Source organism: Pseudomonas sp. NFACC25 (genome assembly GCF_900100935.1).
GTDB lineage: Bacteria > Pseudomonadota > Gammaproteobacteria > Pseudomonadales > Pseudomonadaceae > Aquipseudomonas > Aquipseudomonas marginalis.
On record NZ_FMUC01000012.1, the window covers coordinates 98,911 to 125,774 of the forward strand.

The window sequence follows — 26,864 nt, forward strand, 5'->3', positions numbered from 1 at the left end:
TCTGGTGTGAGAGGGCTTGATGTGGGGAGCCCGCTCGCCACATCAGGTGTGCGGGCCTCGATTTTTTTGGATGCTGAGTAGATGAAACAGAAAAAAGCCCAATGGCCCTGGCACCTGCTGACCGTCGTCGTGCTGGTCGGCCTGGCCGGCGCCTTGTATTACGCCACCTCGCTGATGTCCTACGAGTGGCGCTGGAACCGGGTCCCGCAATACTTCGCCTACCAGGCCGAAGAGTCCCAGCGCGCTGCGGACATCTCCACTGTCGTGGAGCTGGTCCGCAAGGGCGATGTGGCCGAAGTCACCCTGCGCAACGATGCCGGCGTCGAACAGCGTGTGAGCGTGGCCGACAACAGCCTGCAAGTGGCGCGCGGCGATGATGTGGCCGAAGGCGATGTCATTGGGGTTAACCGCCATTGGGCATTGGGCCCCTTGATGTGGGGCCTGTGGACCACGTTGTGGCTGTCGGTGGTATCCGGGATTCTCGGCCTGGCGATCGGTCTTGCCACCGGGTTGTGCCGACTGTCCAATAACCCGACCCTGCGCGATCTGTCGACGATCTACGTCGAGCTGGTGCGTGGCACGCCGCTGTTGGTGCAGATCTTTATTTTCTACTTCTTTATCGGCACGGTGCTCAACCTGTCTCGGGAGTTTGCCGGGATCGCCGCGCTGTCACTGTTCACGGGCGCGTATGTGGCGGAAATCGTCCGCGCCGGCGTGCAGTCCATCACCCGTGGCCAGAACGAGGCGGCTCGTTCCCTGGGCCTGAGCGCCAGCCAGTCGATGCGCCATGTGGTGCTGCCGCAGGCCTTCAAGCGCGTGTTGCCGCCGCTGGCCGGGCAATTTATCAGCCTGGTGAAAGACACCTCGCTGGTCTCGGTGATCGCGATTACCGAGCTGCTCAAAAGCGGTCGCGAAGTGATCACCACCTCGTTCTCGCCGTTTGAAATCCTGTTCTGCGTCGCAGGGCTGTACCTGCTGATCAACCTGCCGCTGTCGAAAATGGCCAGCCGGCTTGAGCGGAGGCTCGCCCAAAGTGATTGAAGTCCGCGATCTGGTAAAAGTCTTCGATACCCGCGGGCATGTGGTGCGCGCGGTGGACCATGTGACCACCCAGGTGGCCAAGGGCGAAGTGCTGGTGGTGATCGGCCCGTCCGGCTCCGGCAAGTCCACGTTCCTGCGTTGCCTCAATGGCCTGGAAGAATTCGATTCGGGCTCGGTGAGCATCGATGGCCTGCAACTGGCCGACCCGAAAACCGATGTGAATGCCTATCGCCGTGAAGTCGGCATGGTGTTCCAGCACTTCAACCTGTTCCCCCACATGACCGTGCTGGAAAACCTGTGCCTGGCGCAGAAAGTCGTGCGCAAGCGCGGCAAGAAGGAGCGCGAAGCCAAGGCCCTGGCGCTGCTGGAAAAGGTCGGCATTGCGCAGAAAGCCAACGAGTTCCCGTCGCGGCTTTCCGGCGGCCAGCAACAGCGGGTGGCGATTGCCCGGGCGTTGGCGATGGAGCCCAAGGTGATGCTGTTCGACGAGCCCACCTCGGCCCTCGACCCGGAAATGGTCGGCGAGGTGCTGGACGTGATGAAGACCCTGGCCCTTGAAGGCATGACCATGGTCTGCGTCACCCACGAGATGGGTTTTGCCCGTGAAGTGGCGGACCGGGTGCTGTTCTTCGATCATGGCAAGTTGCTGGAGGATGCGGCCCCGGCCGAGTTCTTCGCGGCGCCCAAAGACCCGCGCGCCCAGGCGTTCCTGCGCCAGGTGCTATAGGGCGCGGGGCGTTCATACCTTGAACCGCCCCACGCATTGCTGCAAATCCGTTCCCAGCCGCGCCAGTTCGATACTGGCCGCTGCCGTCTGTTCACTGGCGGCGGCGGTTTGCTCCGAGGCGTCGCGTACTTTCAATACGCTGCGGTTGATCTCTTCGGCCACCGCACTTTGCTCCTCGGCGGCAGCGGCGATCTGCGGGTTCATCTCCTGGATGACCGACACCGTGCGGGCGATCTCCGTCAGGGAATCCCCGGCATTACGGGCCAGGCCGACGCTGTTGTCGGTCAGGGTGCGGCTGTAGTCCATGATGTCGGCCACCTGTTGTGTACCGCTGTGCAGGCCGCCAATCAGCTCTTCGATTTCCTCGGCGGACTGCTGGGTCCGTTGGGCGAGACCGCGCACCTCATCGGCGACCACCGCGAAGCCTTGACCGGCTTCGCCGGCCCGTGCGGCTTCTATCGCGGCGTTGAGCGCCAGCAGGTTGGTCTGCTGTGACACGGACTTGATCACATCCAGCACGCTGCTGATTTTCTGGCTTTCCCGTTGCAGCCCAATCATGGCCTGGCCTGCGCGCGCCATTTCATGGGCAAGGTGCTCGATTTGCGCCACGGCATCCGTCACCACCTGATCGCCCAGCTCAGTCTGTTGATTGGCCTGTCCGGCGGCGAGCGAAGCCTGCTCGGCGTGGCGCGCAACCTCCTGGGCGGTGGCGAGCATCTGGTTCATGGCGGCGGCGACCTGCTCGGTTTCATCGCGCTGATTATTCACCCCTGCGCGAGTTTGTTCGGTCACGGTGGAGAGCTCCTCGGCGGCGCTGGCAATTTGCCGCGCGTTGTCGCTGATGTTGCCAATCAGCCCCCGCAGGTTCAGCGTCATTTGGCTCATGCTGCGTTGCAGTTGACCCAACTCGTCACGCCGTCGGGACTGCACATCTTGGCTCAGGTCGCCTTGGGCAATGCGATTGGCAGCGGACAGCGCTTTGCGCAGCGGTTTCACGATTTGCCCGGCAATCAGCCAGGCTGCCAGAGTGCCCAGCAGCAAGGCGGCAGCGGTCGTACCAAGGGTTTGGGTGCGGGCCTGTTCGGCTTCGCGTTCGCGCCGCTGAGTCTGGTCCTGGCTCAAGAGGTCGCTCTGGGCGAGCAGTTCGTCCAGTTGCTGTTCCAATTGCTTTTGCGCGCCCTCGGTTGTGAGTTGCGTGTCCTTGAGGCGTGTGAGGTGGGTGCGGATACTGAGCACGGTATTTTTCAGGGCGCCGCTGTCGACCGGCAATTTTGCTACGCCAGCCTGGGCGAGTTCGAGGTTGCGCTCGGCGTCGCTGACGGCCTGGGCGTAGGCATCCAGCGAGCTGGCGGCCCAGGCAGGGGTTTGGGCGCGATCCTCCGCCTGCTCTATGGCCTGGCGCAGGTTTTCGATGGCATCGAGGGCTTTTTCATCCTCCTGGTCGGGTAAGTCGCTGGCCAGTTGTGCCAGCACGTCGCCGGTGCGTACGGAGCTCTGCTTCAGTTGTTCACGGGCACTCTCACGTTTCTCGACCAGGGCGGGCACCTCCTTGAGCGTGGTTTTGAACGTTGCGGAGAGGCGGGTCATCTCCTGCAGGTATTGAATGGATTTGGGGACTTTGAGCCGGTTGGAAAGCTCGCTCAGGAATCCGTCGATTTTTTCTATGCTCACGCTCAATTTGTTGAGGCTGTTGGTATCGTCCAGGGTTCGGTAGACGATTCTGTCGGCCCGCAGTTCTTCACCCGTCACGGCCAGTTGCGCGAGCACGGTCAGGGTCTGCGAGCGGTAAAGGGACGCGGCCAGCGCTTGCCAGCCAGTCACGGCAATCACAAGGCTCAATGCCAGGACCAGGGAGAAGCCCAGGGCCAGTTTGAGAGTGACACTGGCGTCACCCAGCAGGTAAGTCATTCGACGAAGCATGATCAACCTCCGACAAGTGAACAGTGGGCGTTCTCAACGTGCGCAGGCACATTGAGCTGAATTGAACGCTAGTTCTCTCGGCGCAGAGGTGGGGCTGATAAATGCGTAGGAAATTTCACAGATTGCAGGCGGCGACCCAGGGCGGGTCGCCACGCGGGGAAGGGGTCAGACCCTGAAGCGGCCGACCAGCGCCTGGAGATGAGTGCCCAGGCGCGCCAGTTCGGTACTCGATGCGGCGGTCTCTTCACTGGCCGAAGCCGTCTGCTCGGAGATATCGCGCACGTTCAACACACTGCGATTGATCTCTTCCGCCACGGCGCTTTGCTGCTCGGCGGCGGTGGCGATCTGGGAGTTCATCGCCTGGATGGTCGAGACCGTACGTGTGATGTTCTCCAAGGCGCTGCCGGCGCGGCGGGTCAGCTCGACACTGCTGTCGGTGAGGCCACGGCTGTTGTCCATGATGTTCGCTACCTGCTGGGTGCCGCTTTGCAGGCCGACGATCAGCTCTTCGATCTCTTCGGTGGACTTCTGGGTGCGCTGGGCCAGGCTGCGTACTTCATCGGCCACCACCGCGAAACCGCGTCCGGCTTCACCGGCCCGCGCCGCTTCAATGGCCGCGTTGAGCGCCAGCAGGTTGGTTTGCTGGGCCACGGACTTGATCACATCGAGCACGCTGCCGATCTTGTCGCTTTCGCGCTTCAGATCGGCCATGGCGACCGTGGAGTTGCCGACTTCAGTGGCGAGGCGTTCGATCTGGGCGATCGCTTCGCCGACCACTTTGTCGCCTTCGCGGGCCTGCTGGTCGGCGGCCAGCGCGGCTTCCGAGGCTTCCTCGGCATTGCGCGCCACTTCCTGCACGGTAGCGGCCATTTCATTCATGGCGGTGGCCACCTGGTCGGTCTCGACTTTCTGGCTGTTGACCCCGGCGCTGGTCTGTTCGGTCACGGCCGACAGTTGCTCGGCAGCGCTGGCGATCTGGGTGACCCCTTCGCTGATGCCGCCGATCAACTCGCGCAGGCCCACGGTCATGCTTTGCATGGCGCGTTGCAATTGGCCCAGCTCATCCTGGCGCAAGGAGGTGAGGTTGTGGCTCAGGTCGCCCGACGCGACACGCTCGGCGACCTGCAGGGTCTGGTTCAGGGGGAGGATGATCTGGCGGGTGATGGCCCAGGCGGCAACCAGGCCGAAGATCAGCGCCAGCACGGTGGCCGTTAGCAGCAAGTATTTGGCTTGCGCGGCATCCGCATCGCGTACCGCGGTCTGGGAAACCGTCAGTTTGTCACTGTGGCCCAGCAGGATATCGCCCTGGGCAGACATGGTCTTGAGTGCCGCTGCGCTGGCCACTTGAGAGTCGCGGTATTGGCTGACGGCGGCGCGGTAGGCTTGCAGTGAGACGCTGGCCTGTTGCAGGTTGGCTGAATACTGATCAGGTATTTGGCTGGTGAGGCTGGTGATTCTTTTCAGCGCGTTGTCGATGGCATCCAGCGCGGGCTGCTCGGCCTCCACCTTGCCGCTGTAGGTGTAGCCCCGTACTTGGAAGCGCGCTTGCTGGATCAGTTTGCTCAGGTCCACCACGCTGTTGAACAGCGTGACACTGTCGCCTTGCAGCAGGGATTTCTCGACTTCGCTGACCTTGAGTACCGCATTATCGGCGGTATCGCCCAGCTTGCTGCGGGCATTTTCGCGGTTGGTGCCTGCCTGCACCATATCGTTGAACGCGCGCTTGTACTGGTCCACGGCGGCCAATTGCTCATCGACCAGGGCGGCATCCGTGGGTTGTTCGATCAGGCTGCGTGCGGTCTTCAGGCCAGTGTCCAGCTTGTTCAGCAGTTCGCTGACGGCGGTCGGGCCTTGTTCGCCACGGCGCATCTCGTAGTCAAGGCGTGCCAGGCGCAGGTCTTTGGTCAAGCCGTTGAGGCTGGAGATGTAACCCAGCTTGTCACCACGGCTGATCACGTCGCCCAGGCCGCTCCAGCCGGTGAAGGTGATCATCAGTGTCAACAGCAATACCAGGCCAAAGCCCACCGCCAGCTTGGTTTTGACGCTGACATTCCCCAGCTTTTCGGCTAACCAACGATACATGTTGCGAACTCCCCTGGAACAAGGCTTGGACTTATTCACGGGTTATCGGCTTGCATACGGAATTCTGTAGCGACGCTGTCCCCTGTGGGAGGGGGCTTGCTCCCGATAGCGGTGGTTCAGTATCAGAAATGCTGACTGACCCGCCGCTATCGGGAGCAGGCCCCCTCCCAAAGGGTTATGCGGTGTGGTTAGAAAAGGCGGGCGAGCAGGGCGGTGACGGCCGTTTCGACGCGCAGGATGCGGGCGCCCAATTGCACCGGCTGCAAGCCGGCCTTGGCCAGCAGGTCCACCTCATAGGGGATCCAGCCACCTTCCGGGCCTATGGCCAGGGTGACCGGTTCGTCCAGGCCGCGTGGGCAGGGTGGGTAGTCGCCGGGATGGCCAATCAGGCCAAAGGTGCCTGCGGTCATGGCCGGCAGGCGGTCTTCGACGAAGGGCTTGAAGCGCTTTTCGATAAGGATTTCCGGCAGTACCGTGTCCCGCGCCTGTTCCAGGCCGAGGATCAGTTGTTCGCGAATGGCCTCGGGCTCCAGGAAGGGGGTCTGCCAGAAGCTTTTTTCCACCCGGTAGCTGTTGACCAGCACCACTTTCGGCACGCCCATGGCCGCCACGGTTTGCAGGACCCGGCGCAGCATCTTCGGACGTGGCAGGGCCAGCAGCAGGGTCAGGGGCAGTTTGGCCGGCGGTGGTTGGTCGAAGCTCACTTGCAGTTCGGCTTCACGGGCTTCCAGGCGCAGCAATTGCGCGTTGCCCATCAACCCGCCAAGGCGCCCGACCCGCAGGCTGTCGCCTACGGCGGCGCGGTGGACTTCCTGCATATGCACCAGGCGCCGATCACGCAGGATCACCCGGTCGGCCGCGATAAAGTCGGCATCGAACAGCAGCAGCAGGTTCACGGCTGGGTCGCTGGCGGCTGGTCGTCGTCTGCGGGTTGGTCATCCGGGTGATCGCCACGCTTGCTGATCAGGCCGCTGAACAGGATGCCGATCTCGAACAGCATCCACATCGGCACGGCCAGCAGGGTCTGGGAGAAGATGTCCGGCGGCGTGAGGATCATGCCGACCACGAAGCAGCCGATGATCACGTACGGGCGGATCTTCTTCAGGTACTGCACGTTGACCACGCCGATCCACACCAGCAACACCACGGCCACGGGGATTTCGAAGGCGACGCCAAAGGCGAAGAACAGCGTCATCACGAAGTCGAGGTAGCTGGTGATGTCCGTCATCATCTCCACGCCGGCCGGGGTGGCGGCGGCGAAGAACTTGAAGATCAACGGGAACACCAGGAAGTAGGCGAAGGCCATGCCGGTGTAGAACAGCAGGATGCTCGACACCAGCAAGGGCACGGCGATGCGCTTCTCATGCTTGTACAGGCCCGGCGCGATAAAGCCCCAGATCTGGTGCAGGATCACCGGGATCGCCAGGAACAGCGAGACCATCATCGTCAGCTTCAACGGTGTGAGGAAGGGCGATGACACATCGGTGGCAATCATCGTCGCGCCGGCCGGCAGGTACTGGCGCAGCGGCGTGGAGACGAAGGTGTAGATCTGCTGGGTAAAGGCGAACAGCCCGGCAAAGATCACGAAGATCGCGGCCACGCAACGCAGCAGGCGGGTCCGCAGCTCGGTCAGGTGCGAGACCAGCGGCATATGCTGGTCGTTTTCCGGTTTATCAGCGCTCATGGGGCTCGCGGCGGCAATGTAGGGTCATGGGGCGCGGGCGACGCAGCGGGCGTCGGCGCAGGCTCGGTTGGAGCGGTCGGGGTCGGGGCGGCGGGCTGGGTATCCACCGCTGGCGCAGGCGCGATGCTGTGCTCGGCCACAGGCTCCACCGATTTGGCGGGCTCCTGCACCGGCGACAGGATCTTCCGGGCTTCCTGTTCCAACGACAGAATATGTTCGTTGTGCAGTTGGCGACGGATCTCGTCGGCGCCGATTTCCCGTTCAACTTCCTGTTTGATGGCGTTGAAACTGCGTTTCAGGCGCCCGATCCACAGGCCGGCCGTGCGTGCGGCACCGGGCAGGCGTTCCGGCCCCAGTACCAGCAAGGCAACCAGGCCGACGAGCAGCAGTTCAGAGAAGCTGATACCAAACATTAGTCAGTGCTCACGAGTCTTTGCGGGTCGGCTCTTCGACTTTTTCAGCCTGCACGTCGAAGGTGCGACGCTCGGTGATCGGCTGGGTGGCCTGGGGGTGTACAGGCTGGGCCGGTGGCACCGGGTTGGCGGCCGGGTCGGCAGGCTTCTCATCGTCGTTCATGGCTTTACGGAAGCCCTTGATCGACTCGCCCACGTCGGTGCCGAGGTTTTTGAGTTTCTTGGTGCCGAATACCAGTACCACCACTACCAGAATGACGATCCAGTGTTTCCAGTCAAAAATGCCCATGCTGCAAATCCTCTAGTAAAAGTTATTCAGGCGGACGGGCGCGAGGCCTTTTCGGCGTGCCCGGACAAGCCGAAGCGACGGTCCAGTTCATCCAGCACGGCCTGTGGATGCTGCCCCAGTTGGGCGAGCATGACCAGGCTATGGAACCACAAGTCGGCGGTCTCATAGATGACATCGCTGCAATCGCCGCTGATTTGCGCGTCCTTGGCCGCGATGATGGTCTCGATGGACTCTTCGCCGAGTTTTTCCAGGATCTTGTTCAGGCCCTTGTGGTACAGGCTGGCGACGTAGGAGCTGTCGGCATCCGCACCTTTGCGGTCCTCCAGCACCTGGGCCACACGGTTGAGGGTATCGCTCATGGTCAGTGTCCTGCCGAGTAGATGGCGTGCGGGTCTTTGAGCACCGGCTCTACAACCTTCCATTCGCCGTTCTCGAACACGCGATAGAAGCAGCTGTGGCGGCCGGTGTGGCAGGCGATGTCGCCGATCTGCTCGACCTTGAGGATCACCACGTCGGCGTCGCAGTCGATGCGCATCTCGTGCAGGGTCTGCACGTGCCCGGACTCTTCGCCCTTGCGCCACAGTTTGCCACGGGAACGTGACCAGTAAATGGCGCGCTGCTCAGTGGCGGTGAGGCTCAGGGCCTCGCGGTTCATCCAGGCCATCATCAGCACGCGCCCGGTCTTGTAGTCCTGGGCAATGGCCGGCACCAGGCCGTCACTGTCCCACTTGATCTCGTCCAGCCAGTCTTTCATTTTCGGCTCCGGCAATTTGCGACAGTGTATAACCGGATTGGCTATCGACGCACGATCAGATAAACACCCACGGCGACCATGATGCCGGCCGGCCAGTGGCCCAGTTGGTTCAGCGGCCCGCCAATGGCCAGCATCACGCCACCGACCAGGTGCGCGGCCCCCAGCAGGCGCAGGAACCAGTCGTCCTTGCGCTTCTGCCAGGGCGGTGCGGGGTCTTTGGCATGGGGCTGGGACATGCGCTCCAGCAGGTCGCGGGTCATGTTGGCCAGGTGCGGCAGCTGTTCGAACTGGCTGTGCAGGTTGCCCAGCAGGGTTTTCGGGCTGACCCGCTCGCGCATCCAGCGTTCCAGGAACGGCTGGGCGGTGTTCCACAGGTCGAGGTCCGGGTACAGCTGACGGCCCAGGCCTTCGATGTTGAGCAGGGTTTTTTGCAGCAGCACCAGTTGCGGCTGCACTTCCATATTGAAGCGCCGCGCGGTCTGGAACAGGCGCATCAGCACCTGGCCGAAGGAGATATCTTTCAGGGGTTTTTCAAAGATCGGCTCGCACACGGTGCGGATCGCCGCTTCGAATTCATTGAGCTTGGTTTCCGCCGGCACCCAGCCCGAATCGATGTGCAACTGCGCCACGCGGCGGTAGTCGCGCTTGAAGAAGGCGAACAGGTTGCGCGCCAGGTAGTCCTGGTCTTCCGGGGTCAGGCTGCCGACGATGCCGCAGTCGATCGCAATGTACTGCGGGCTCCACGGGTTGACGGTGCTGACGAAGATATTGCCGGGGTGCATGTCGGCGTGGAAGAAACTGTCGCGGAACACCTGGGTGAAGAAGATCTCCACGCCGCGCTCGGCAAGCATCTTCATGTCGGTGCGCTGGTCGGCCAGGGTCGCGAGGTCGGTGACCTGCACGCCGTAGATGCGCTCCATCACCAGCACTTTCGGGCGGCACCAGTCCCAGTACACCTGCGGCACGTACAGCAGCGGCGAGCCTTCGAAGTTGCGCTTGAGCTGGCTGGCGTTGGCCGCTTCGCGCAGCAGGTCGAGTTCGTCGTAGATGGTTTTTTCGTAGTCGGCGACCACGTCCACCGGGTGCAGCAGGCGCGCATCGGCAGAGAAACGTTCGGCGGCGCGGGCCAGGATAAACAGCCACGCCAGGTCCTGGCCGATGATCGGCTTGAGGCCCGGGCGAATCACCTTCACCACCACTTCTTCGCCGCTCTTCAACTGCGCGGCGTGCACTTGCGCCACCGAGGCCGAGGCCAGCGGTTCGACGTCGAAGCGGCTGAACACCTCGCTGATCTTCTTGCCCAGTTGCTCTTCGATCAGCTTCATCGACTGCTGGGAATCGAACGGCGGCACGCGATCCTGCAGCAGCATCAGTTCGTCGGCGATGTCTTCGGGCAGCAGGTCGCGGCGCGTGGAGAGGATCTGCCCGAACTTGATAAAAATCGGCCCCAGGTCCTGCAACGCCAGGCGCAGGCGTGCGCCTCGACTCAACTCCAGCTGTTTGCGCGGGAACCAGCGCCAAGGCAGCACATAGCGCACCGCCAGCAGGAACCATGGCAAGGGCAGGGCGAACAGCAGGTCATCGAGGCGGTAGCGGATTACGACGCGCTGGATACGGAACAAACGGCGGACGGCGAGCAGCTTCATGCGTTATCGCTTGGATCAAGGGAACGGCTCAGGCGCTCGAAGCGGGCCTCGAGGCGTTCCAGGTCGATTTTGGCCTTGTCGAGCTCACGAAAGCGCGCTTGCGCTTCTCGTTCGCCGACCAGGGTGCGCGATTCTTCGCTCAAGTATTCGGCAAGGTTCTGGTTGAGGCTGGCGAACCCCTGCTGGTACCAGCGCGTGCGACTGCGCAGGTGCCCGCTGATCAGTTGGGTGGCGACGGGGCCGATCCAGCGGGACAGCTCGTATTCCCAGTCCAGTTCCAGGTCCTGCAGCACGGCGGCCAGGTCCATCAGGACCGCACTGTCGCCTTCCAGGTGCACTTCGGGGCCGTGGAGGATGGCGGTCTTGTTGCGGCTCAGCGCCAGGTGCAACAGGCTGGAGGCGGGTGCACGCAGGGTGCAGTCGGCTTCGGCAGCCCATTGAGTGGCGAGCAGCAGGCCTTCATCGCTGGGCAGGATAAACAGCTGCAGGGCGGGGCTGCTGCAGTCCACGGCGATGACCTTGCCGTTCAAGTGCGCGAGCCGTGCCAGGGCGGTGCTGTCCAGGCGCAGTACACGGTTGATCCCGTGTTCGACGCTGACGAGAAGGCCTTTGAGCAGCATCAGGGCTTGATGCCACGGTGCAGGGCGACAATGCCCGAAGTCATGTTGTGGTAGGTCACGCGGTCGAAACCGGCTTCTACCATCATCGACTTCAGGGTTTCCTGGTCGGGGTGCATGCGGATCGATTCGGCCAGGTAGCGGTAGCTTTCGGCGTCATTGGTGATCAGCTTGCCCATCAACGGCATGAAGGCGAAGGAGTAGGTGTCGTAGACCTTGGACATCAGCGCGTTGGTCGGCTTGGAGAACTCCAGTACCAACAGGCGGCCACCCGGCTTGAGGACGCGCAGCATCGAGCGGATCGCGTCTTCCTTGTGGGTCACGTTGCGCAGGCCGAAGGCGATGGTCACGCAGTCGAAATGGTTGTCGGGGAACGGCAGCTTTTCAGCGTCGGCCTGGACGAATTCGATATTGCCGGCCACGCCTTTGTCGAGCAGGCGATCACGGCCGACCTTGAGCATCGAGCCGTTGATATCCGCCAGCACCACCTGGCCGGTAGGGCCGACAAGCTTGGAAAACTTGGCCGCCAGGTCACCCGTACCGCCGGCGATGTCCAGCACGCGGTTGCCGGTGCGTACCCCCGACAGCTCGATGGTGAAGCGTTTCCACAGGCGGTGCATGCCGCCGGAGAGCACGTCGTTCATCAGGTCGTACTTGGCTGCCACGGAGTGGAACACCTCAGCGACTTTTTCCGCCTTCTGGCTTTCCGGGACGTTCTTGAAACCGAAGTGAGTGGTGGGTTCGGCATCGCTGCCTTTGCGCTGATCAGTCATATCGCTGTCACCAAAAGAGAATGCGGGACATGATAATCCCCAAGGCCTGCTTTGTCTTGGCAAGGCTGCAGGTAAGATAGGCAGGCACCGAGACCTTTTGCCGCATTCAAGGTATTCAAATCCCTATAAAGAGGAGTCATCGTAATGGCCCGTATAACCGTTGAGCGTGCACATTCCCTGGGTAAAGAAGGGGCACGCGCAAAGGCCGAGAAGTTGGCGCATAAACTCCAGGAGCAATATGGCCTGGAGCCTTCGTGGTCCGGCGATACCTTGAACCTCAAGCGTTCGGGGGTTAAAGGCACCGTATTGGTGGCGGATGATTCGCTGCGCATTGATGTGGAACTGGGCCTGTTGATGTCGGCCATGAGTGGCACCATCAAGTCCGAAATCGAGAAAGCCCTGGATAAAGCCTTGGCCTGATCCGCGAGTACTTAGGGTGCCGATTCTAATTTTCCAGCCTACTTTGTGCCCAGGTCCTCAACTCCTGCGGGCCGTTCCTCCCCCCTTTTCTGCGTGAGGTGCACCATGGCCAAAGTTATCCTGAAGAAAAAAATCGATGCTCAGACCGGCGCGTTGAGTGACGTTAAAACCTACGCCCGCAAGATCTGGTTGGCGGGTCTTGGTGCCTACGCGAAGGTCGGCAGCGAGGGCGGCGACTACTTCAAAGAGCTGGTTAAAACCGGTCAACATGTTGAAAGTAAAGGCAAAAAAGTTGCAGTGGAACAACTTGATGCAGCCAACAGTCAGATTGATCAAGTAAAGAGTAATGTCTCCGCGGTCAAAGGTCTGGTAGAAGTTCAGCTGGATAAAGTTGAAAAAGCTTTTGATACTCGCGTTGCCAGTGCCTTGAATCGAATTGGCATTGCGTCTAAACATGACGTGGAGACACTCTCTGCTAAGCTCGAAGAGCTGACGGCATTGCTCGAACGTGTCGCGCGTAAACACTAAGGAGACATCGGGATGGCTGTTAAAAAGACTACTCAGAAAGAAGGCAGCTCGTGGGTCGGGAAAGTTGAAGAGTATTCCCGCAAGATCTGGCTGGCTGGTTTAGGCGTTTACTCGAAGATCGACAGTGACGGCAGTAAACTCTTCGAGACGTTGGTTAAGGACGGCGAGAAAGCCGAGAAGTTGACCAAGAGCGCAGTGGGTAAACAAGTAGGTGCTGCTAAAGCCACTGCCGGTTCGCGCATCAGTGATGCGAAGAAACAGGTATTGGGTACTTGGGGCGAACTCGAAGGGGCTCTGGACAAGCGCCTCAACAGTGCTATTTCGCGCCTGGGCGTGCCGAGTAAAGCTGAGCTGAAGACCCTGCACAGCAAGGTCGATACCCTGACAAAGCAAATCGAAAAACTGACCGGTGCCAAAGTGGCTCCAGTGAAAGCGGCCGCCGCTAAACCGGCTGCCAAGCCTGCTGCAAAAACGGCCGCTGCCAAACCAGCGGCTAAAACGGCTGCCAAACCTCTGGTGAAAGCTGCCGCCAAGCCAGCTGCAAAACCCGCGGCCAAGGCAGCTGTAAAAGCAGTCGCTAAACCGGCTGCCAAAACCGCAGCGGCCAAACCGGCTGCCAAGGCCACCGCTAAACCCGTGGCTGCGAAAGCAACTGCCAAACCTGCGGCCAAGCCAGCAGTCAAGGTCGCCGCAAAACCGGCCGCTAAGCCCGCAGCCAAAACCGCAGCCGCCAAACCCGCGGCCAAGCCTGCCGCTGCTAAACCTGCGGCCAAGCCAGCTGCCGCGAAACCGGTGGCCAAGCCAGCCGCCAAACCTGCTGCGGCGAAGAAGCCAGCTGCAGCGAAAAAACCGGCAGCGCCTAAGCCTGCTGTTGCCGCCAAGCCGGCAACCACGGCACCAGCTGCTTCGACAGCCAACTCGGTGTCGGCACCCACGCCTGCCGCCACCCCGACTGCAACGCCGGTCACCCCGACGCCAACCAGTCAGTCCTGATTTTTCCGGGACGCGAAAAAAATGCCCGGCCTGCAAAGGCTGGGCATTTTTTTCGTGCGCGGTTCCCCATCAATTGTAAGTAATGGAAACGGTGACAGTGCTGTCCAGGGTACCCGCGGTAATTGGGGTGCCGGTTTTCCGATACGACGCATTCATCGGTAACAACGCTCTTGCGCCGCTTGTGGCGATCTGGCGAGTGCGCTCGGCGACAGAACCATTGGCGGGAATGTAAGCGACGTTTCGGTGGGAAAGCGAGAGCGCCGTTCCGGCTGAGGTTCCGGTGTTGGCGAACAATGCGCCATTGCCGCTGGACGGAGTGCCCGCGAACAGAAAGAACACATTTTGAATGTCCGATTCGCACTCGGCGGTAATGTCGAAATTTGTCGTACCCACTTCTTCGGATGAATCAAAATCCGATACTTTGATCGAGGGCAGGGTGATGGTGCGGGTCACATCACCGGCGGCCAGGTTGCAGGTGCCGGCGTTGACCTGGCCGGTAAAGCGCAAGGTGCCCGTGGTTGCGGCCTGGACCGCAGTGGCGGCCAGGCTCGCGGTGATAGCCAGCAGCAGGGGCAGGGCTCGAATCCTCATTACATACTCCTCAGGTTTTTAGTTATAGGTGATGTTGACGGTCGCGGTCGTTTCGAGCCTGCCTTGGCTGACCGTGCCGTTCTTGTGATAGGCCGCACCCAGCGGCAGCACCGCGCGCCCCCCGGAGACCGGCACCGTGCGGGTGTTTTCGGTGCCGTTGGCGAGGATGTTCTGGATACCACCGCCAATGCGCGAATACAGCCACAGGGCGACGCCACCGGCAGTGCCCGTATTGGCGAAGAGCCGATCATTGCCAGGTGCGGGGGTACCGGAAAAGCGGAAGGTCACGTTGGAAGCGTTGGTGCAGTTTGCGGTTAACTCGAAGTTGCGTGGGCCCGCGGTCGTTGCGTTGTTGAATGCGCCGACTTGCACCGGGTCGAGCGAGATCGTGCGGTTGACGTCGCCGGTTGCCAGGTCGCAGGTGGCGGCGGGCCTGACAAAGCGCACTGCGTTGCCGAGCCTCAGGGTAAAACTCTCCGGACGGTTATCCAGTCTCTGCACCCAAATGTTACCGGCAGGCACTGTCCCGTCTGTTACAGGCCCGGCTTTATAGAACCTCAACTCCGCGGCCATGAAGCTGGTGAGGGGGCCGCTGAATGTGCGTTGCTGGTTATGCATGCTGAAGAAAGGGTAAAGCGAGCCGGAATGTCGGATCCGCATGTGCACGCCCACGCCAGGAACCTCGGTCTCGTAGTACTTTGAGTGAGACCTTGCGTTGTAGCGCCCGGTAATCGTTAATAAAGTGTGGCCGCAATTCATGGTGTAAGAGGGTGCCGTACCAGTGAATTCCTTAATGACAATTTCAGACTCCACCGGGAGGCTGTCCGGTACGACGATTGTGGACGGAAGGGTGAGTGTGAATGTGTCGTTCTGATACCTGTCACACGCCGCTTGAGCCGCAATCGGCGAGCCAAGGACCAGCACTGTTGACATGAGTTGTATGGCGCGTTTCATCTTCAGTCCCGCAAAAGAAATAGGGCGGTTGCAGGCAAGCAGTGCGCTGGGCGTGCTCGCCTGCGCCGGATCAACTGCTTGCATTGCGCTCGCTCGACGGTGGCATGTGCTGTGCTGTATCGAGCCGGCAGGTGCCCGCGTCGAGATTAAGCAAGCGTTGGGTGCCGGCAATGTTCGACTGTGGACCCAAGTCGTAATGCAACTGGCATGCGGCGCCGGCATGGGGGCCCCACTTGATCGTCAATGGTCCCTGTGTACGAGACACTCGAACAAAGGCTTGACCACCCTGCCCGACCACCCCGACGCTCGCGCCGTCCTCATCGAACACATCCGCACCAAACGGCAGCGGGCTGCCATCCTCGCGCAGTGCCGTGATCAACATGGCCTGGCCGCTGACCGTCTCGAACTTAAGCTTCACCACCGAACCGGCACGGGGCGCTACGTTCTGGGCGGCGGTCTTGAGTTCCACATCGACCGAAAGGTCCTTCGGGTCCAGCTCCACGACGTTCTGGCGATACGGGGTAAGGTGGGGTACCACGGCGTAGCCGCTGTTACCGACTTGCGCGCTGTGGTTACCGTTGATCCGCGCACCCTGGGCGTCGGGCGCCTGGACGATGCCGATGGTGTCGCCCAGCTCCGGGGCGAAGGTCACGCCGCCGGCGTGGGCAACGATGCCGCCGGTCATCCCCAGCGAGACCGAGCGGTAGTCGCTGCTCTGCCCGTAACCGGCAGACAGCACGCCGTGACTGGCCTGGTATTTCATATCGGCACTCGCTGCGTTGCCACTGCCTCGGGTTCGACTGGCACCAAGGCCATAGCTGAATTCGCTGCGTTCGCCAAGGCTGCCGCCGACGTTCACGCGCTCGCCACTGTTTTGGTCGCCGTGATAGACCGTGGTGGTCAGGGTCGGCGAACGCGCGCCGCTGCCCAGTGGCAGGCTCAAGGTCAGATCCACCTGCTTGTCGACTCGGTCGCTCAACAGGTCACGGGTGCGCTGTGCACTGACGGTATAGTGAAGGCCCTTCCAGGTGCCGCTGTATCCCGCGGTAAAGGTCAGGTTGCCACTTGTGCGGTTCCAATAGTTTTGCGAAGAACCGGTCAGGTAAACCGAGCCGTTGCCCAGGCTCTGGTTGAGGCTTATGTCCATTCTGTCGCGCAGGCGCGAGATGCTGTCGAGGCTGAGTCCGTCGATGGCAAGGTCGCGAACCCGTGCGGCATCGCCCACGCTCAGGAACCCTTCAGTGGAATAGCGGTAGGCCCCCAATGCGAAGTGAGTGCCGGTGTCTGCGAAATTCTTGCTGTAGCGCAGTTGCAGGCTTTGTCCCTCACGCGAACCGTGTCCAGGTACATGGGCATTGGAGTGGGTCAAGTCAAATGACACCGCACCCAATGGCGTGTTGAGTGCCGTTCCCAATAATTGTGAGTTGTAGTCTTGGCCCACGACCGCACCGGTATAGCCGGTCAGTAGATTGCTGAGGCCATGCTGGTAGGTCGCCTGCATCAGTGTGGGTGGGTGCCGAAGGCCAAGCTCGTCGAGCTGGCCGATGCTCAGCGAATAGCGGTGGTGGCCGGGGCGCAGGAGGTTGGCGTTGGCCGCAAAGGGGACGATGAACTCCCGCTGACGGCCATCCGCCTCGGTGATCGTGACGGTCAGGTCGCCGCCATATCCGGTAGGGAATAAATCATTGAGTACAAACGGCCCAGGCGCCACCGACACCTCATCCAGCAGTACCCCGCGCTGGCGCACGGTAACCCGCGCGTTGGTCTCGGCAACGCCGCGCACCACGGGGGCAAAACCGGTCTGGGAATCAGGCAGCATCCGGTCATCGCTGAACAGGCTCGCACCCCGCAGGCGGACGCTGTCGAACAGCTCGCCCGGCGTGTAGATTTCGCCGACCATCAATTGAGACTGCAGCGAGCTCATTTCACGCTGAACGTAGGTGCTGCTGCTTTGGTAGCCAGTGCCCACCTTTGATTGGCTGTAGCTGCCGTTGTGGCGCCAATGCCAGTCGCCCAGGTTGAGCCCGGTGTTCAGGCCGACGTAGTTGGAGTTGAGCGACTGATGCCTGGTTTGGGTGGCAAAGGTGTTGGCGTTGTAACGCACGAAGGCAGCGTCGATGCCACTGTCCCAGTGTTTGGGATCGATATAACCCCGAGCCTTGCGTGCGAGGTAAATCTGCGGAATCTGCAGGTCAAGGCGATTTTCACCGGAATCGAACCGGCCGCTGGCGCCTGGCAGGTAGCTGGCAATATCGGCGCATGCGGAAAATACGGCGTCGGTCGATTGCCTGTCGACCGCCTCCATGTCGATGCCGAACCTGAAGAGCGCGTCACGCTCAAGGCACATCTGCGCAGTGTCTTGTCCGTCCATCGCTTTGAACGATAGCGTCTCTCTGCCTATCCATTGGCCGTTGAGATAAACCTCCGCACGGTAGCTGCCGGGTAGCACGACGTTGCCTTGGTTGAACTTTGAAATGTCGACCTGCAAGCCCGCTGCCCCGCCGGGAAAAAAGGCCGGGTTGAATACAGAATGCGTGGCGTCTTGGGCCGCTGCAGTGTGGGCGCCACCCAACAGCAATAGACCTTGAGCTACAAGCGTCAACCTGAAAGGCGATATAAACCCGTTTTCGGGTCTGGCCGGTGTTTTCGAACTCATGGATACCGTTCCCGGGGAAAGTTGTGGTCCGAATTGCGACAAAGCGCGGCCCTGTCCTGACGAACAAGTACTGAACGGACGTGTTTGATTTGTGCTGCGGCGGGTCAATCAACCTCGAGAGGCAGGGACTGGACCCTGATGAACTCAGGGTGGGGCGATCATGGCGACACCTTGGCGCTGTGCTGGATCGTGAGCCCGAAGTCGTCGAGCGTCTGGAACTCCACGGTCATCTCGGCCGTACGCAACGACGCAAGCCCTGCAATCTGGAAGTGGTTGCGGCTATCGGGCGCCACCATATTGTCTCCGCTCGATGCAGCGGATTTGCGCGCATGGCGCTGCCCCTTCGCGACCACTTCGATCTTGTCGAAATTCACGTAATAGGGGGTCGGGTTATAGACCTCCAGTGACGGGCCGTGCTCGGTGGTTACGCTGCGCCACTGCAATTTGGCCGGCGCGGCTTCGGCCTCAAAGGGCAGGCTGGGCGGTCGGAGAAACACCTTGATCCTGGAGCGGAAGGCAAGTTGCAACTGGTTGCCCTGGGCGGCATCTTCGGCCTGCGAAGGCACTTCGAGTAAGTTGAACCAGTACAGGCTTTCCTGCGCAGACGGCAGCGTTTCGCCGGTGTATGCCAGGCGCACGACGTGTTGCCGGCCTGGCTCGATACGAAAGATCGGCGGCGTGACAACAAAGGGGATTCCGCCGGCGTCCGGGGTAGAGTGCTCGTCACCCTTGTCCAGCCATGCCTGCATCAGGACGGGTACCTGATTCTTGCTTTCCAGCCTTACTGTGACTTCCTTGTCCTGTTGCGGATAGATGATCCGTGTGCTGCTGATCACAACGCTTGCCTGCGCCATGACGGGACAGATCAGTGCAAGCGTCAACAGGCTGAGTCTGGTTAGCCAATGTGAGATCAAAGTCGCGTTCATGCTGCGGGTTATCCTGCGGACGAAAGGGTGACAGCCGTCGTGTGCTGCACGCGGGCGCCAAAATCGCTGACGGAAACGAACTCGACCTTGGGGTTGCCGTTGGGACGAATACGCAACTGGGGCAATGCAAACAGTTTCATGTCTCCGGCCGGCAATAACAGACCGTCATTGGCCGCCTGGCTCGGCGCCTTGTTGAACCGTTTGCCTTCGCTCAGTAACGCGACCGATGCCAGCGAAATATGGTAGGGCGTGGGGTTGGTCGCTTGCAGGGCGAACCCATTGTCATGGGGGACCAGTTTCCACTGCAGTCTGGTTGCCGCGCTGCTGACGGGGTATGGCAACCCTTGTGGGCGCAGGAACACCCGCAAGCGAGTGCGAAACGACAATTCGATCTGGTTGTTTTGCGCGGCGTCGGCGGAAGTCGGCGGCACTTCGAATATGTTCAACCAGAACAGGCTTTCGCGATCAGTAGGCAACGGGGCGCCGGAATAACGCAGGCGCAATGCCTGTTGTTGGTGCGGTTCGATGCGAAACATCGGCGGTGAGAGGGTGAACGGAGTCCGCGCAGTCGCTGGTGTCGAGTTTCGGTCGCCCGTATCCAGCCAGGTCTGTACCAGTGCCGGGCGATCGCCTTTATTTTCCAGGCGCACAACCACTTCCTGCTGCTCAGCGGGGTAGATCACGCGTGTGCCATGGACAATGATGCCGGCATGGGCGTTGAGCGCGTGCAGCGATAGCAGCCCGAGGGCACAGGTGGCGAGAGCACGGCAGGCCATTCTTTTAATCATTTGAAGTCTCTTCGAGTCTGGGGGCGGACCCGCAATGCAATTGCAGGTCCCGGGCTTCGAGGTCTGCGTATGCAGACGTGTTGTCCCTTACTCGGCGTATTCGACCAGGAAGCCGACGCGTGTTTTCACCGTGCCTTCGGTTGCGGCGCCGCTGGCGTACATTTGGGCTGCCAGCGGGATAATGGCCTGGTTATCGGCGATCACGACGCCCTCGGATTTATCGGTGTAGACGTTGATCGGGGAGCCGTCGCGGTTAGTGACTTCGACCTGTACGTTCTTGGCATTGGTAGTGTCGGAAGGGTCGTCGTAGCCGTCGATGTTCAAGCGCCCGGTCGCCACGTCAATGGCCGGGCTGGTTGGGTCGAACGCCACCATGGCGGTGCGGCCGTTGGTGCAACTGCCTTCGCCGGGCCCGCCAATGCGAATGGTGAAACCGGTGAGGTTGGCGCGACTGCCAGCGGTTGCCAGGCGTGAAGCAGAGACGCCGCCCAGGTTGACGTCCTTGACCACTGCGCCTGTGCCAGGTGCGGCACCCTCGACGGTGCAGGTCACATCGGTCACCAACCCCGTGAAGTTGATGACCCCGTCGTTGGTGGCGAATGCGGGCCGTGATAACGCAGCTGTCAGGGCAAGAAGTGTTGCAGCGGTGGAGATAGCGGTAAATTTCATGATGATTCCGGTCGTGATTTTAATAAACGAGAGCCGCCACAGGTAAAAAGCAGCACCTGTAGTTCGTTTCGAACTAGTCTCTAATGGCGGTTATATAATTTGGCGTGCAGTGCCAGATGGCATCTATAGTGAAGTGGCGAGTTTTATCTCGTGATAGTTCGAAAAATAATCGGGTTAACTTAGGAATTGTCTGTAGTACTGGGAATTATCTGTAGGATGTTGCTGAAGGGGTAACGCTTATTGCCCCGCTATGTTGATCCCTTGATGGGGCAGGGTATACCGTGCTCGCAGCAGCGAATAATGTTGCGGTGTTGTATTTACTTATGCGGGTTTATTTATGCCTACTTCAATATCCACTACGTATACCGTCATGCTGCTAGATGACCATGCGATGCTTCGGCAGGGGATCGAGTTGGGGTTGAGCAACGAGGCCGACCTCCATGTGGTCGGCTCTTTCGGGACGGCCAAGGAATTACTGGAAGCCCTTGCGCGGCGCCCGGCGGATGTGGTGGTAATGGACTTCATCCTGGCCCCTTCGGACAACGATGGCCTGAGTCTTATACAAGCGCTGAACCGGCGCTTCAGCCAGTGCCGGCCGTTGATTGTCTGTTCGCATTACACGCCCGCTACCGTATCACTGTCGCTGAAGGCTGGCTGTTGGGGAATCCTGGGTAAAACCCAGAACCTGACGGAGTTGATCACGGCTATTCGAACCGTCGCCCAAGGTCGAATTTATCTGCAGCCTTGCATGGTGCCTGCTTTGCAGGGCATGCAATCAATGCTGGAAGTCGTGAGTATGAAGTCGAAAATGGACTATGCAACGCCGTTGCGCTTGAACGCCTGTCTTACGCCTAAAGAACAGGAGGTGCTGCGATGTTTTCTGGATGGAATGTCGGTGAATTCGATTGCCGCAAAGTTTTCACGCAGTGCGAGTACGATCAGTACGCAGAAACAATCGGCTTATAGAAAATTGGGAATCAAGAATGACAGTGAGTTATTCAAGTTTACCCAGCAATTCGGGGAGTTTGAATGATTCGGCTCAACTGTCAGCCGCAGATTTCCGGATAATGCTTAAACATGATCGTCCAGATAGCGCAGCGCCAATCGCTCCGTGGCCTGCCGCGCCGCAGGTAGCAGATGCGGCGCCACCAGCATCATGACCTGATACACCACCACCCGCACCTCGCCCTCACGGTCGAGAATGCGTTGGTAGTCCAGGGAGAACAGCAGGGTCATGGTGATCTGCTCCACCAACTGGCCCAGCGCCTGGGTGTCACTGACCAGTTGCCCGTCCGCCTTCAGGCGCGCCAGCAAGGACGCGAGGGTGCGCTTGAGTGCGGTCAGCAGGTTGCGAATGCCCTTGGCCAGTTTCGGCAGGCGCCCCGCCAGGTTCGACAGGTCCTGGAACAAAAACCGGTATTGGGCCATGCGTTCGATGATCAGGTGCAGGAACAGCCAGTAATCCTGGGCCTGCAGTTGCGCGTCCGCCGGTGGGTCGAGCAGCGGCGCCAATTCGCCCTGGAAGCGCTCGAACAACCCCAGCACCAGCGGTTCCTTGCCATGGAAGTGGTAGTAGAGGTTGCCGGGGCTGATCCCCATTTCATTGGCCACCTCCATGGTCGACACGTTCGGCTCGCCCTTCTGGTTGAACAACTGCAAGGCACATTCAAGGATACGGTCGCGGGTCTTCATCCAGTCTTCTTAATCTGATCGTTGAGCTCAGCGCACTCGCACATAGGTGCCGGGCGCCGCTTCCATCGGTGGGTAATTCTGGTTGCCCAGGGCGGTGAGGGTTTCGCGCTGTACGCCCGAGCGCTGCTGGATCCACGCCAGCCACTGCGGCCACCAACTGCCCTCGACGTGGTTGGCGTCGTAGTACCAGGCACGCGGGTCGCTGCTCAGCTTGGGATTTTCGACGTAGTTGGCCTTGGGGTTGCCCGGCGGGTTGAGGATGCTCTGGATATGCCCGCTGTTGGACAGCACGAAGCGCCGCTCGCCACCGAGCAATTGCGTGGAGCGATACACCGCGTCCCACGGCGTGATGTGGTCGTTGATCCCGGCCACGCTGAAGCTGTCCACCGTGACCTTCTGCAGGTCGATGGGCGTGCCGCACACTTCCAGGCCGCCGGGATGGCTCAGCGGGTTGTGCTTGAAGAAATCGAGCAGGTCGCCATGCAGTGCGGCGGGCAGGCGCGTGTTGTCGTTGTTCCAGTACAAAATGTCGAAGGCCGGCGGTTCCTTGCCCAGCAGGTAATTGTTGATCCAGTAGTTCCAGATCAGGTCGTTGGGACGCATCCAGGCGAACACCTTGGCCATGTCGCGGCCGTCCAGCACGCCTTGCTGGTAGGAACGACGCTTGGCGGCTTCCAGGGTTTGCTCATCGGCGAACAGCATGGCGGGGCTGTCGATCTGGCTGTCCAGCAGGCTCACCAGGTAGCTGGCGCTGGAGATGCGGCGCAGCTGGCGCTTGGCTTGCAAGTGGCCTTGCAGGGCGGCGATGGTCAGGCCACCGGCGCAGGCGCCCATCAGGTTGACCTCGCGGGCACCGGTGATGGCCCGGCAGACGTTGAGTGCTTCCTCCAGCGCCGCCACATAGGTGGACAGGCCCCATTCGCGGTGGCGCACGTCCGGGTTGCGCCAACTGACCATGAAGGTCTGCAGGCCGTTCTTGAGGGCGTACTGCACGAAGCTGTTGGCCGGGCTCAAGTCGAAGATGTAGTACTTGTTGATTTGCGGCGGCACGATCAGCAGCGGCCTGGCGTACTGTTTTTCGCTCATGGGCTTGTATTGGATCAACTCAAGCAGCTCATTGCGAAATACCACCGAGCCTGGGGTGGTGGCCACGGTCTTGCCGACTTCAAAGGCCTGTTTGCTCACTTGGCGCGGCAGGCCGTTGTTGTGCAGCAGGTCGTCGAACAGGTTGCTCACGCCGCGCACCACACTGTTGCCGCCGGAGTTGAGCAGCTCCTTGACGGCCAGCGGGTTGAGCAGGGTGTTGGAGGGCGACACGGCGTCGTTGATCAAGGCGAAGGCAAAGTGCGCGCGGGCGCGGTCGTCGTCACTCAGTGAGCTGTCATCGATCCACTGGCGGGTCTGCTTCTGCCAGCTCAAATAGGCTTGCAGGCTGCGTCGGTAGAACGGGTTGAGCGTCCAGGTCGGGTCGCTGAAGCGGCTGTCCCGTGGGTTGGGCTCGTGCACGGTCTCACCCAGCAGCACACGACCCAGTTGACCGCCCAGGGCCAGGGCGTGACGGGCGGTATGCACCGGGTTGCGCCAGCCGTGGGCGGCAACGCTGCGTAAGGTCGACAGCAAATCCCGACCGCGCAGGCCGGTGATCGCGTTTTGTGCGTTGATGAACGCGGCAGGGGTGGGCGCCGGGTTCGTCACGGGTCTTTCTCGCATGAGCCAACACTCCTTCGTCAAGCCATCAACAGGCACGCCAATTCAGAACCATAGTCGGTTCTCGGCAAGTTGCGCGGCGGTGTGGTCCTTACACCGCAGGTCGCGGGTGAATCACGGCCCGCATGCGCTCCTCCTCGAGAAACTTCATGATGATCGGCGCCACGGCTTCAGCCCGGGTGATCAGGAACAGGTGGCCGTCATCGATGATGTGCAACTGTGCGTTGGGAATGCGCCAGGCCAGCATGCGCATGTTGACCAGCGGGATCAGCGGGTCGTCGTCCCCGGCCAGCACCAGGGTCGGCTGGCGGATCTTGTGCAGCCAGTGGATGCTGGTCCAGCCCAACCCCGCGAAGAGTTGCCAGTAGTAGCCCAGCTTGCCGGCCGAGCGCACTTTGCTCGCGTGCTCGGCCGCCAGTTTCGAATCGCGGCGGAACGAACCGCCATAGATCATCGGTGCGATGCGCACCACGTGGGACGGTTGGATGTAGCGCCGGGGGCTGGCCATCAGCCACAGCACCTTCGGCTTGCCTGGCACCATAAAGGCACCGGCCGCGGTCGCCGCCAGGATCAGCTTCTTGCAGCGCTCCGGGTAGTCGTAGGCAAACTGCTGTGCCAAGGCGCCACCCCAGGACACGCCTACCGCATTCACCTGGCCATAGTCCAGGTAATCCAGCATGCGTGCAGTGAGCTTGGCCAGGCCGGGAAAACGATAAGGCCGGTTGGGCGTCGAGGAGCCACCCACGCCCGGCACATCGAAGGCGATCACTTCCAGGTCCGGGTCCAGGGCCTGGACGAACGGAAACACCAGCTCAAGGTTGGCGCCGATGCCGTTGAAGATCAGCAGTGGCGTCAAGTGGGGCTTGCCCGGGCGTACCGCCGTGCGGATGGTCTGGCCATCCAGGTCGATGGTACGAAAGATGAACGGTTGCGGCATGCTCAAGCCCTGTGAGATGTGACGGTTGGAATGCAGGCCAACGGTGGGAGGGGGCTTGCCCCCGATTGCAATTGATCAGATGGCTGACACACGGCCATCGGGAGCAAGCCCCCTCCCACATTTGAACGCATTTCAATTCAGCGTTCGTGTACGTAAGTCCCGGGGGCTGCTTCCGCTGCGGCATAGGTCTTGTTACCCAAAGTCGTCGGTGCCTTCTTCAGCTTGCCCGCCCGTTCCGCTTGCCACGCCTGCCAATGCAGCCACCACGAGTCAGTATGCTTGGTCGCATTCTCCTGCCACTCCAGTGGCTTGCCCGCCAGGCTGTCGCTGGTCTGGTAGCGCGCCTTGGGGTTGCCGGGCGGGTTGAGGATGCTCTGGATATGCCCGCTGCTGGAGAGTACGAATTCCACCTTGCCGCCAAACAGCTGGGCCGACTTGTAGCACGACTGCCAGGGCGTGATGTGGTCGTTGGTGCCGGCCAGTGAATAGATATCGGCCGTGACCTGCTTGAGGTCGATGGGCGTGCCGCACACTTCCAGGGCATTGGCGCGCACGAGTGGGTTGTTTTTGAACAGTTCGATCAGGTCGCCGTGGAAGGCAGCCGGCAAGCGCGTGGTGTCGTTGTTCCAGAACAGGATGTCGAACACCGGCGGCTCATTGCCCAGCAGGTAGTTGTTGACCCAGTAGTTCCAGATCAGGTCGTTGGGGCGCATCCAGGCGAACACCTTGGCCATGTCGCGGCCTTCCAGTACACCGGCCTGGTAGGAGTGGCGCTTGGCCGCTTCCAGGGTCTGCTCATCTACGAACAGCGCTACCTGGGTGTCCAGGGTGGTGTCCAGCACGCTCACCAGCAGGGTCAGGGCGTTGACCTTCTTCTCCCCCAGCGCCGCGTAGTGGCCCAGCAGGGCGGTGCAGGTGATGCCGCCGGAGCAGGCGCCGAGCATATTCACGTCTTTGCTGCCGGTGATCGCGGTGACCACGTCGACCGCTTCCTTGAGCGCCTCGATATAGGTCGACAGGCCCCATTCGCGCTGGGCCTTGGTCGGGTTGCGCCAACTGACGATAAAGGTCTGCTGCCCATTGCGCAGGCAGAAGCGCGCCAGGCTCTTTTCCGGGCTCAGGTCGAATACATAGAATTTGTTGATCTGCGGCGGTACCACCAGCAACGGGCGTTCGTGCACCTGTTCGGTGATCGGCTTGTACTGGATCAACTCCAGCACGTCGTTGCGAAATACCACCGCCCCTTCGGTGATGCCCAGGGTCTTGCCCACTTCAAACGCGCCCATGTTGACCTGGCTCGGCATGCCGCCGTTGTGCACCATGTCCTTGGCCAGGTGTGACAGGCCGTCGAGCAGGCTCTTGCCGCCGGTTTCAAAGAAGCGTTTGACCGCCGCCGGGTTGGCCGCGCTGTTGGTAGGGGCCATGGCTTCGGTCATCAGGTTGATCACGAAGTGGCCGCGGCTGATGTCCTGTTCCGACAGGTTACTGTCGCCGATCCAGTCGTGCAGTTCCTTGCGCCACGCCAGGTAGGTTTGCAGGTAGCGTTTGTAGAGCGGGTTCTGGCTCCAGGCTGGGTCGTGGAAGCGACGGTCATCGCTTTCGGGCTGCAGCTGCGATTTGCCGAACATCACGTTCTTCAATTCAACGCCAAAATGGGCGACGTGCTTGACGCTGTGCAACGGTTGCTTGATGGCTTGGGTCAGCACCATCTTGGCCGAGGCCAGTAAATCCTTTTTACGTAACGCGATGATCGGGTTGAGCCCCAGGGTGTTTTCCGAGGCCTGGCGTTTCAAGTCATCGTTGTTCTTGTTACTCATCTACGACGCTCCATTGTCCGAAAGACGAGTACCGGGTACCGCTGCGCACCAGGTTTCGATACACAACACAAGCCAGGTACTGCGACTCGGGTGACCGTTGATACCGCATCGTCAAATGCAGGGAACTTGCCAGTTCCATTGGTTACCCGAGTTTAATTTTTTTCGCAAGCGGGCCAATCGTTGGCCACGCGACAGGGCATTCAAGCAGATGAAATTAGAAAATGCCCTCTAAAGAGCAAG

Annotated in this window: 27 protein-coding genes and 1 pseudogene; 6 read left to right on the forward strand and 22 right to left on the reverse strand. The window is 60.9% G+C overall.

Annotated elements, in window-relative coordinates:
- The first annotated feature begins 81 nt into the window (after positions 1–81).
- The gene (locus BLQ09_RS23675; protein WP_065925730.1) at positions 82–1,041 is read left to right on the forward strand and encodes an amino acid ABC transporter permease; all 960 of its coding nucleotides are present in this window, start codon (positions 82–84) and stop codon (positions 1,039–1,041) included.
- Positions 1,034–1,768, forward strand: coding sequence for an amino acid ABC transporter ATP-binding protein (locus BLQ09_RS23680; protein WP_027605038.1), 735 nt, complete (start codon positions 1,034–1,036; stop codon positions 1,766–1,768). Before BLQ09_RS23675 ends, BLQ09_RS23680 begins: the two co-directional genes overlap by 8 nt.
- Positions 1,769–1,780: 12 nt before the next feature.
- On the opposite strand, the gene BLQ09_RS23685 is transcribed toward BLQ09_RS23680, so the two are convergent.
- The 12 genes and pseudogenes from BLQ09_RS23685 to ubiE all read right to left on the reverse strand — a co-directional run bounded on the left by BLQ09_RS23685 (position 1,781) and on the right by ubiE (position 11,946).
- On the reverse strand, positions 1,781–3,688 hold the full coding sequence (locus BLQ09_RS23685) for a methyl-accepting chemotaxis protein (RefSeq protein ID WP_027605037.1): 1,908 nt from the start codon (positions 3,686–3,688) through the stop codon (positions 1,781–1,783).
- A gap of 165 nt (positions 3,689–3,853) precedes the next feature.
- A complete protein-coding gene (locus BLQ09_RS32000; RefSeq protein ID WP_371914545.1) occupies positions 3,854–4,726 on the reverse strand; it encodes a methyl-accepting chemotaxis protein in 873 nt (290 codons plus the stop codon).
- Positions 4,712–5,770, reverse strand: a pseudogene (locus BLQ09_RS32005) (methyl-accepting chemotaxis protein); the annotation flags it as partial. The pseudogene BLQ09_RS32005 and the gene BLQ09_RS32000, both read right to left, overlap by 15 nt.
- A gap of 188 nt (positions 5,771–5,958) precedes the next feature.
- Positions 5,959–6,666 carry a 16S rRNA (uracil(1498)-N(3))-methyltransferase gene (locus tag BLQ09_RS23695; protein WP_092358737.1) on the reverse strand — a complete coding sequence of 236 codons (708 nt, stop codon included), beginning with the start codon at positions 6,664–6,666 and terminating at the stop codon, positions 5,959–5,961.
- Positions 6,663–7,454, reverse strand: a complete 792-nt coding sequence (gene tatC, locus BLQ09_RS23700; RefSeq protein WP_027605034.1) for a twin-arginine translocase subunit TatC — start codon at positions 7,452–7,454, stop codon at positions 6,663–6,665. Before tatC ends, BLQ09_RS23695 begins: the two co-directional genes overlap by 4 nt.
- Entirely contained in the window at positions 7,451–7,867 is a 417-nt protein-coding gene (gene tatB / locus BLQ09_RS23705) for a Sec-independent protein translocase protein TatB (protein ID WP_092358739.1), read from the reverse strand. Before tatB ends, tatC begins: the two co-directional genes overlap by 4 nt.
- Before the next feature lie 10 nt (positions 7,868–7,877).
- On the reverse strand, positions 7,878–8,156 hold the full coding sequence (locus BLQ09_RS23710; protein WP_003171180.1) for a twin-arginine translocase TatA/TatE family subunit: 279 nt from the start codon (positions 8,154–8,156) through the stop codon (positions 7,878–7,880).
- A 26-nt stretch (positions 8,157–8,182) separates the two neighbouring features.
- Entirely contained in the window at positions 8,183–8,515 is a 333-nt protein-coding gene (locus BLQ09_RS23715; RefSeq protein ID WP_027605032.1) for a phosphoribosyl-ATP diphosphatase, read from the reverse strand.
- A gap of 2 nt (positions 8,516–8,517) precedes the next feature.
- On the reverse strand, positions 8,518–8,910 hold the full coding sequence (hisI, locus tag BLQ09_RS23720; RefSeq protein WP_012721796.1) for a phosphoribosyl-AMP cyclohydrolase: 393 nt from the start codon (positions 8,908–8,910) through the stop codon (positions 8,518–8,520).
- A 41-nt stretch (positions 8,911–8,951) separates the two neighbouring features.
- Positions 8,952–10,556, reverse strand: a complete 1,605-nt coding sequence (ubiB, locus tag BLQ09_RS23725; protein WP_027605031.1) for a ubiquinone biosynthesis regulatory protein kinase UbiB — start codon at positions 10,554–10,556, stop codon at positions 8,952–8,954.
- Positions 10,553–11,176: a ubiquinone biosynthesis accessory factor UbiJ gene (locus BLQ09_RS23730; protein WP_092358741.1), complete on the reverse strand. Its 624-nt coding sequence runs from the start codon at positions 11,174–11,176 to the stop codon at positions 10,553–10,555. The genes ubiB and BLQ09_RS23730 overlap by 4 nt, the downstream gene beginning before the upstream one ends.
- Positions 11,176–11,946 (reverse strand): bifunctional demethylmenaquinone methyltransferase/2-methoxy-6-polyprenyl-1,4-benzoquinol methylase UbiE, encoded by a 771-nt coding sequence (ubiE, locus tag BLQ09_RS23735; protein ID WP_003171186.1) that lies wholly within the window; start codon positions 11,944–11,946, stop codon positions 11,176–11,178. Before ubiE ends, BLQ09_RS23730 begins: the two co-directional genes overlap by 1 nt.
- A gap of 144 nt (positions 11,947–12,090) precedes the next feature.
- Here ubiE and BLQ09_RS23740 point away from each other — a divergent pair, with 144 nt between their 5' ends.
- The 3 genes from BLQ09_RS23740 (at position 12,091) to BLQ09_RS23750 (ending at position 13,887) form a co-directional block, all read left to right on the forward strand.
- Positions 12,091–12,366, forward strand: coding sequence for a polyhydroxyalkanoic acid system family protein (locus BLQ09_RS23740; RefSeq protein ID WP_027605029.1), 276 nt, complete (start codon positions 12,091–12,093; stop codon positions 12,364–12,366).
- 105 nt (positions 12,367–12,471) lie between these two features.
- The gene (locus BLQ09_RS23745) at positions 12,472–12,894 is read left to right on the forward strand and encodes a phasin family protein (protein ID WP_027605028.1); all 423 of its coding nucleotides are present in this window, start codon (positions 12,472–12,474) and stop codon (positions 12,892–12,894) included.
- Positions 12,895–12,906: 12 nt separating this feature from the next.
- Complete coding sequence (locus BLQ09_RS23750; RefSeq protein WP_092358743.1) at positions 12,907–13,887, forward strand: phasin family protein; 981 nt, start codon at positions 12,907–12,909, stop codon at positions 13,885–13,887.
- Positions 13,888–13,956: 69 nt separating this feature from the next.
- Here the strand turns inward: BLQ09_RS23750 and BLQ09_RS23755 are convergent, their stop codons facing one another.
- From BLQ09_RS23755 to BLQ09_RS23780, 6 genes are all read right to left on the reverse strand, one after another.
- Positions 13,957–14,478 carry a fimbrial protein gene (locus BLQ09_RS23755; RefSeq protein WP_092358745.1) on the reverse strand — a complete coding sequence of 174 codons (522 nt, stop codon included), beginning with the start codon at positions 14,476–14,478 and terminating at the stop codon, positions 13,957–13,959.
- Positions 14,479–14,496: 18 nt separating this feature from the next.
- The gene (locus tag BLQ09_RS23760) at positions 14,497–15,516 is read right to left on the reverse strand and encodes a fimbrial protein (protein WP_371914544.1); all 1,020 of its coding nucleotides are present in this window, start codon (positions 15,514–15,516) and stop codon (positions 14,497–14,499) included.
- Positions 15,503–18,088 (reverse strand): fimbria/pilus outer membrane usher protein, encoded by a 2,586-nt coding sequence (locus BLQ09_RS23765; RefSeq protein WP_092358747.1) that lies wholly within the window; start codon positions 18,086–18,088, stop codon positions 15,503–15,505. The genes BLQ09_RS23760 and BLQ09_RS23765 overlap by 14 nt, the downstream gene beginning before the upstream one ends.
- Before the next feature lie 158 nt (positions 18,089–18,246).
- Positions 18,247–19,014 carry a fimbrial biogenesis chaperone gene (locus BLQ09_RS23770; RefSeq protein WP_092358749.1) on the reverse strand — a complete coding sequence of 256 codons (768 nt, stop codon included), beginning with the start codon at positions 19,012–19,014 and terminating at the stop codon, positions 18,247–18,249.
- Between the two features lie 8 nt (positions 19,015–19,022).
- The gene (locus tag BLQ09_RS23775; RefSeq protein WP_223841667.1) at positions 19,023–19,790 is read right to left on the reverse strand and encodes a fimbrial biogenesis chaperone; all 768 of its coding nucleotides are present in this window, start codon (positions 19,788–19,790) and stop codon (positions 19,023–19,025) included.
- A 99-nt stretch (positions 19,791–19,889) separates the two neighbouring features.
- A complete protein-coding gene (locus tag BLQ09_RS23780; RefSeq protein ID WP_027605022.1) occupies positions 19,890–20,471 on the reverse strand; it encodes a fimbrial protein in 582 nt (193 codons plus the stop codon).
- Between the two features lie 370 nt (positions 20,472–20,841).
- Here BLQ09_RS23780 and BLQ09_RS23785 point away from each other — a divergent pair, with 370 nt between their 5' ends.
- Entirely contained in the window at positions 20,842–21,504 is a 663-nt protein-coding gene (locus tag BLQ09_RS23785; RefSeq protein ID WP_043293466.1) for a response regulator transcription factor, read from the forward strand.
- Between the two features lie 38 nt (positions 21,505–21,542).
- On the opposite strand, the gene BLQ09_RS23790 is transcribed toward BLQ09_RS23785, so the two are convergent.
- The 4 genes from BLQ09_RS23790 to phaC (BLQ09_RS23805) all read right to left on the reverse strand — a co-directional run bounded on the left by BLQ09_RS23790 (position 21,543) and on the right by phaC (BLQ09_RS23805) (position 26,624).
- On the reverse strand, positions 21,543–22,163 hold the full coding sequence (locus BLQ09_RS23790) for a TetR/AcrR family transcriptional regulator (RefSeq protein ID WP_027605020.1): 621 nt from the start codon (positions 22,161–22,163) through the stop codon (positions 21,543–21,545).
- 27 nt (positions 22,164–22,190) lie between these two features.
- On the reverse strand, positions 22,191–23,873 hold the full coding sequence (gene phaC / locus BLQ09_RS23795) for a class II poly(R)-hydroxyalkanoic acid synthase (RefSeq protein ID WP_027605019.1): 1,683 nt from the start codon (positions 23,871–23,873) through the stop codon (positions 22,191–22,193).
- Between the two features lie 88 nt (positions 23,874–23,961).
- Complete coding sequence (gene phaZ / locus BLQ09_RS23800) at positions 23,962–24,807, reverse strand: poly(3-hydroxyalkanoate) depolymerase (protein WP_027605018.1); 846 nt, start codon at positions 24,805–24,807, stop codon at positions 23,962–23,964.
- A gap of 137 nt (positions 24,808–24,944) precedes the next feature.
- A complete protein-coding gene (gene phaC / locus BLQ09_RS23805) occupies positions 24,945–26,624 on the reverse strand; it encodes a class II poly(R)-hydroxyalkanoic acid synthase (protein WP_027605017.1) in 1,680 nt (559 codons plus the stop codon).
- Positions 26,625–26,864 lie beyond the last annotated feature (240 nt).

Bases quoted from the DNA above. Each gene is read 5' to 3' on its own strand.
- BLQ09_RS23675 (WP_065925730.1), top strand. From the start codon at position 82: ATGAAACAGAAAAAAGCCCAATGGCCCTGGCACCTGCTGACCGTCGTC.
- BLQ09_RS23685 (WP_027605037.1), bottom strand. From the start codon at position 3,688: ATGCTTCGTCGAATGACTTACCTGCTGGGTGACGCCAGTGTCACTCTC.
- BLQ09_RS32000 (WP_371914545.1), bottom strand. From the start codon at position 4,726: ATGCAAAGCATGACCGTGGGCCTGCGCGAGTTGATCGGCGGCATCAGC.
- tatC (WP_027605034.1), bottom strand. From the start codon at position 7,454: ATGAGCGCTGATAAACCGGAAAACGACCAGCATATGCCGCTGGTCTCG.
- tatB (WP_092358739.1), bottom strand. From the start codon at position 7,867: ATGTTTGGTATCAGCTTCTCTGAACTGCTGCTCGTCGGCCTGGTTGCC.
- BLQ09_RS23710 (WP_003171180.1), bottom strand. From the start codon at position 8,156: ATGGGCATTTTTGACTGGAAACACTGGATCGTCATTCTGGTAGTGGTG.
- BLQ09_RS23715 (WP_027605032.1), bottom strand. From the start codon at position 8,515: ATGAGCGATACCCTCAACCGTGTGGCCCAGGTGCTGGAGGACCGCAAA.
- hisI (WP_012721796.1), bottom strand. From the start codon at position 8,910: ATGAAAGACTGGCTGGACGAGATCAAGTGGGACAGTGACGGCCTGGTG.
- ubiB (WP_027605031.1), bottom strand. From the start codon at position 10,556: ATGAAGCTGCTCGCCGTCCGCCGTTTGTTCCGTATCCAGCGCGTCGTA.
- BLQ09_RS23730 (WP_092358741.1), bottom strand. From the start codon at position 11,176: ATGCTGCTCAAAGGCCTTCTCGTCAGCGTCGAACACGGGATCAACCGT.
- ubiE (WP_003171186.1), bottom strand. From the start codon at position 11,946: ATGACTGATCAGCGCAAAGGCAGCGATGCCGAACCCACCACTCACTTC.
- BLQ09_RS23740 (WP_027605029.1), top strand. From the start codon at position 12,091: ATGGCCCGTATAACCGTTGAGCGTGCACATTCCCTGGGTAAAGAAGGG.
- BLQ09_RS23745 (WP_027605028.1), top strand. From the start codon at position 12,472: ATGGCCAAAGTTATCCTGAAGAAAAAAATCGATGCTCAGACCGGCGCG.
- BLQ09_RS23750 (WP_092358743.1), top strand. From the start codon at position 12,907: ATGGCTGTTAAAAAGACTACTCAGAAAGAAGGCAGCTCGTGGGTCGGG.
- BLQ09_RS23755 (WP_092358745.1), bottom strand. From the start codon at position 14,478: ATGAGGATTCGAGCCCTGCCCCTGCTGCTGGCTATCACCGCGAGCCTG.
- BLQ09_RS23760 (WP_371914544.1), bottom strand. From the start codon at position 15,516: ATGCAAGCAGTTGATCCGGCGCAGGCGAGCACGCCCAGCGCACTGCTT.
- BLQ09_RS23765 (WP_092358747.1), bottom strand. From the start codon at position 18,088: ATGAGTTCGAAAACACCGGCCAGACCCGAAAACGGGTTTATATCGCCT.
- BLQ09_RS23770 (WP_092358749.1), bottom strand. From the start codon at position 19,014: ATGAACGCGACTTTGATCTCACATTGGCTAACCAGACTCAGCCTGTTG.
- BLQ09_RS23775 (WP_223841667.1), bottom strand. From the start codon at position 19,790: ATGGCCTGCCGTGCTCTCGCCACCTGTGCCCTCGGGCTGCTATCGCTG.
- BLQ09_RS23780 (WP_027605022.1), bottom strand. From the start codon at position 20,471: ATGAAATTTACCGCTATCTCCACCGCTGCAACACTTCTTGCCCTGACA.
- BLQ09_RS23785 (WP_043293466.1), top strand. From the start codon at position 20,842: ATGCTGCTAGATGACCATGCGATGCTTCGGCAGGGGATCGAGTTGGGG.
- BLQ09_RS23790 (WP_027605020.1), bottom strand. From the start codon at position 22,163: ATGAAGACCCGCGACCGTATCCTTGAATGTGCCTTGCAGTTGTTCAAC.
- phaC (WP_027605019.1), bottom strand. From the start codon at position 23,873: ATGCGAGAAAGACCCGTGACGAACCCGGCGCCCACCCCTGCCGCGTTC.
- phaZ (WP_027605018.1), bottom strand. From the start codon at position 24,807: ATGCCGCAACCGTTCATCTTTCGTACCATCGACCTGGATGGCCAGACC.
- phaC (WP_027605017.1), bottom strand. From the start codon at position 26,624: ATGAGTAACAAGAACAACGATGACTTGAAACGCCAGGCCTCGGAAAAC.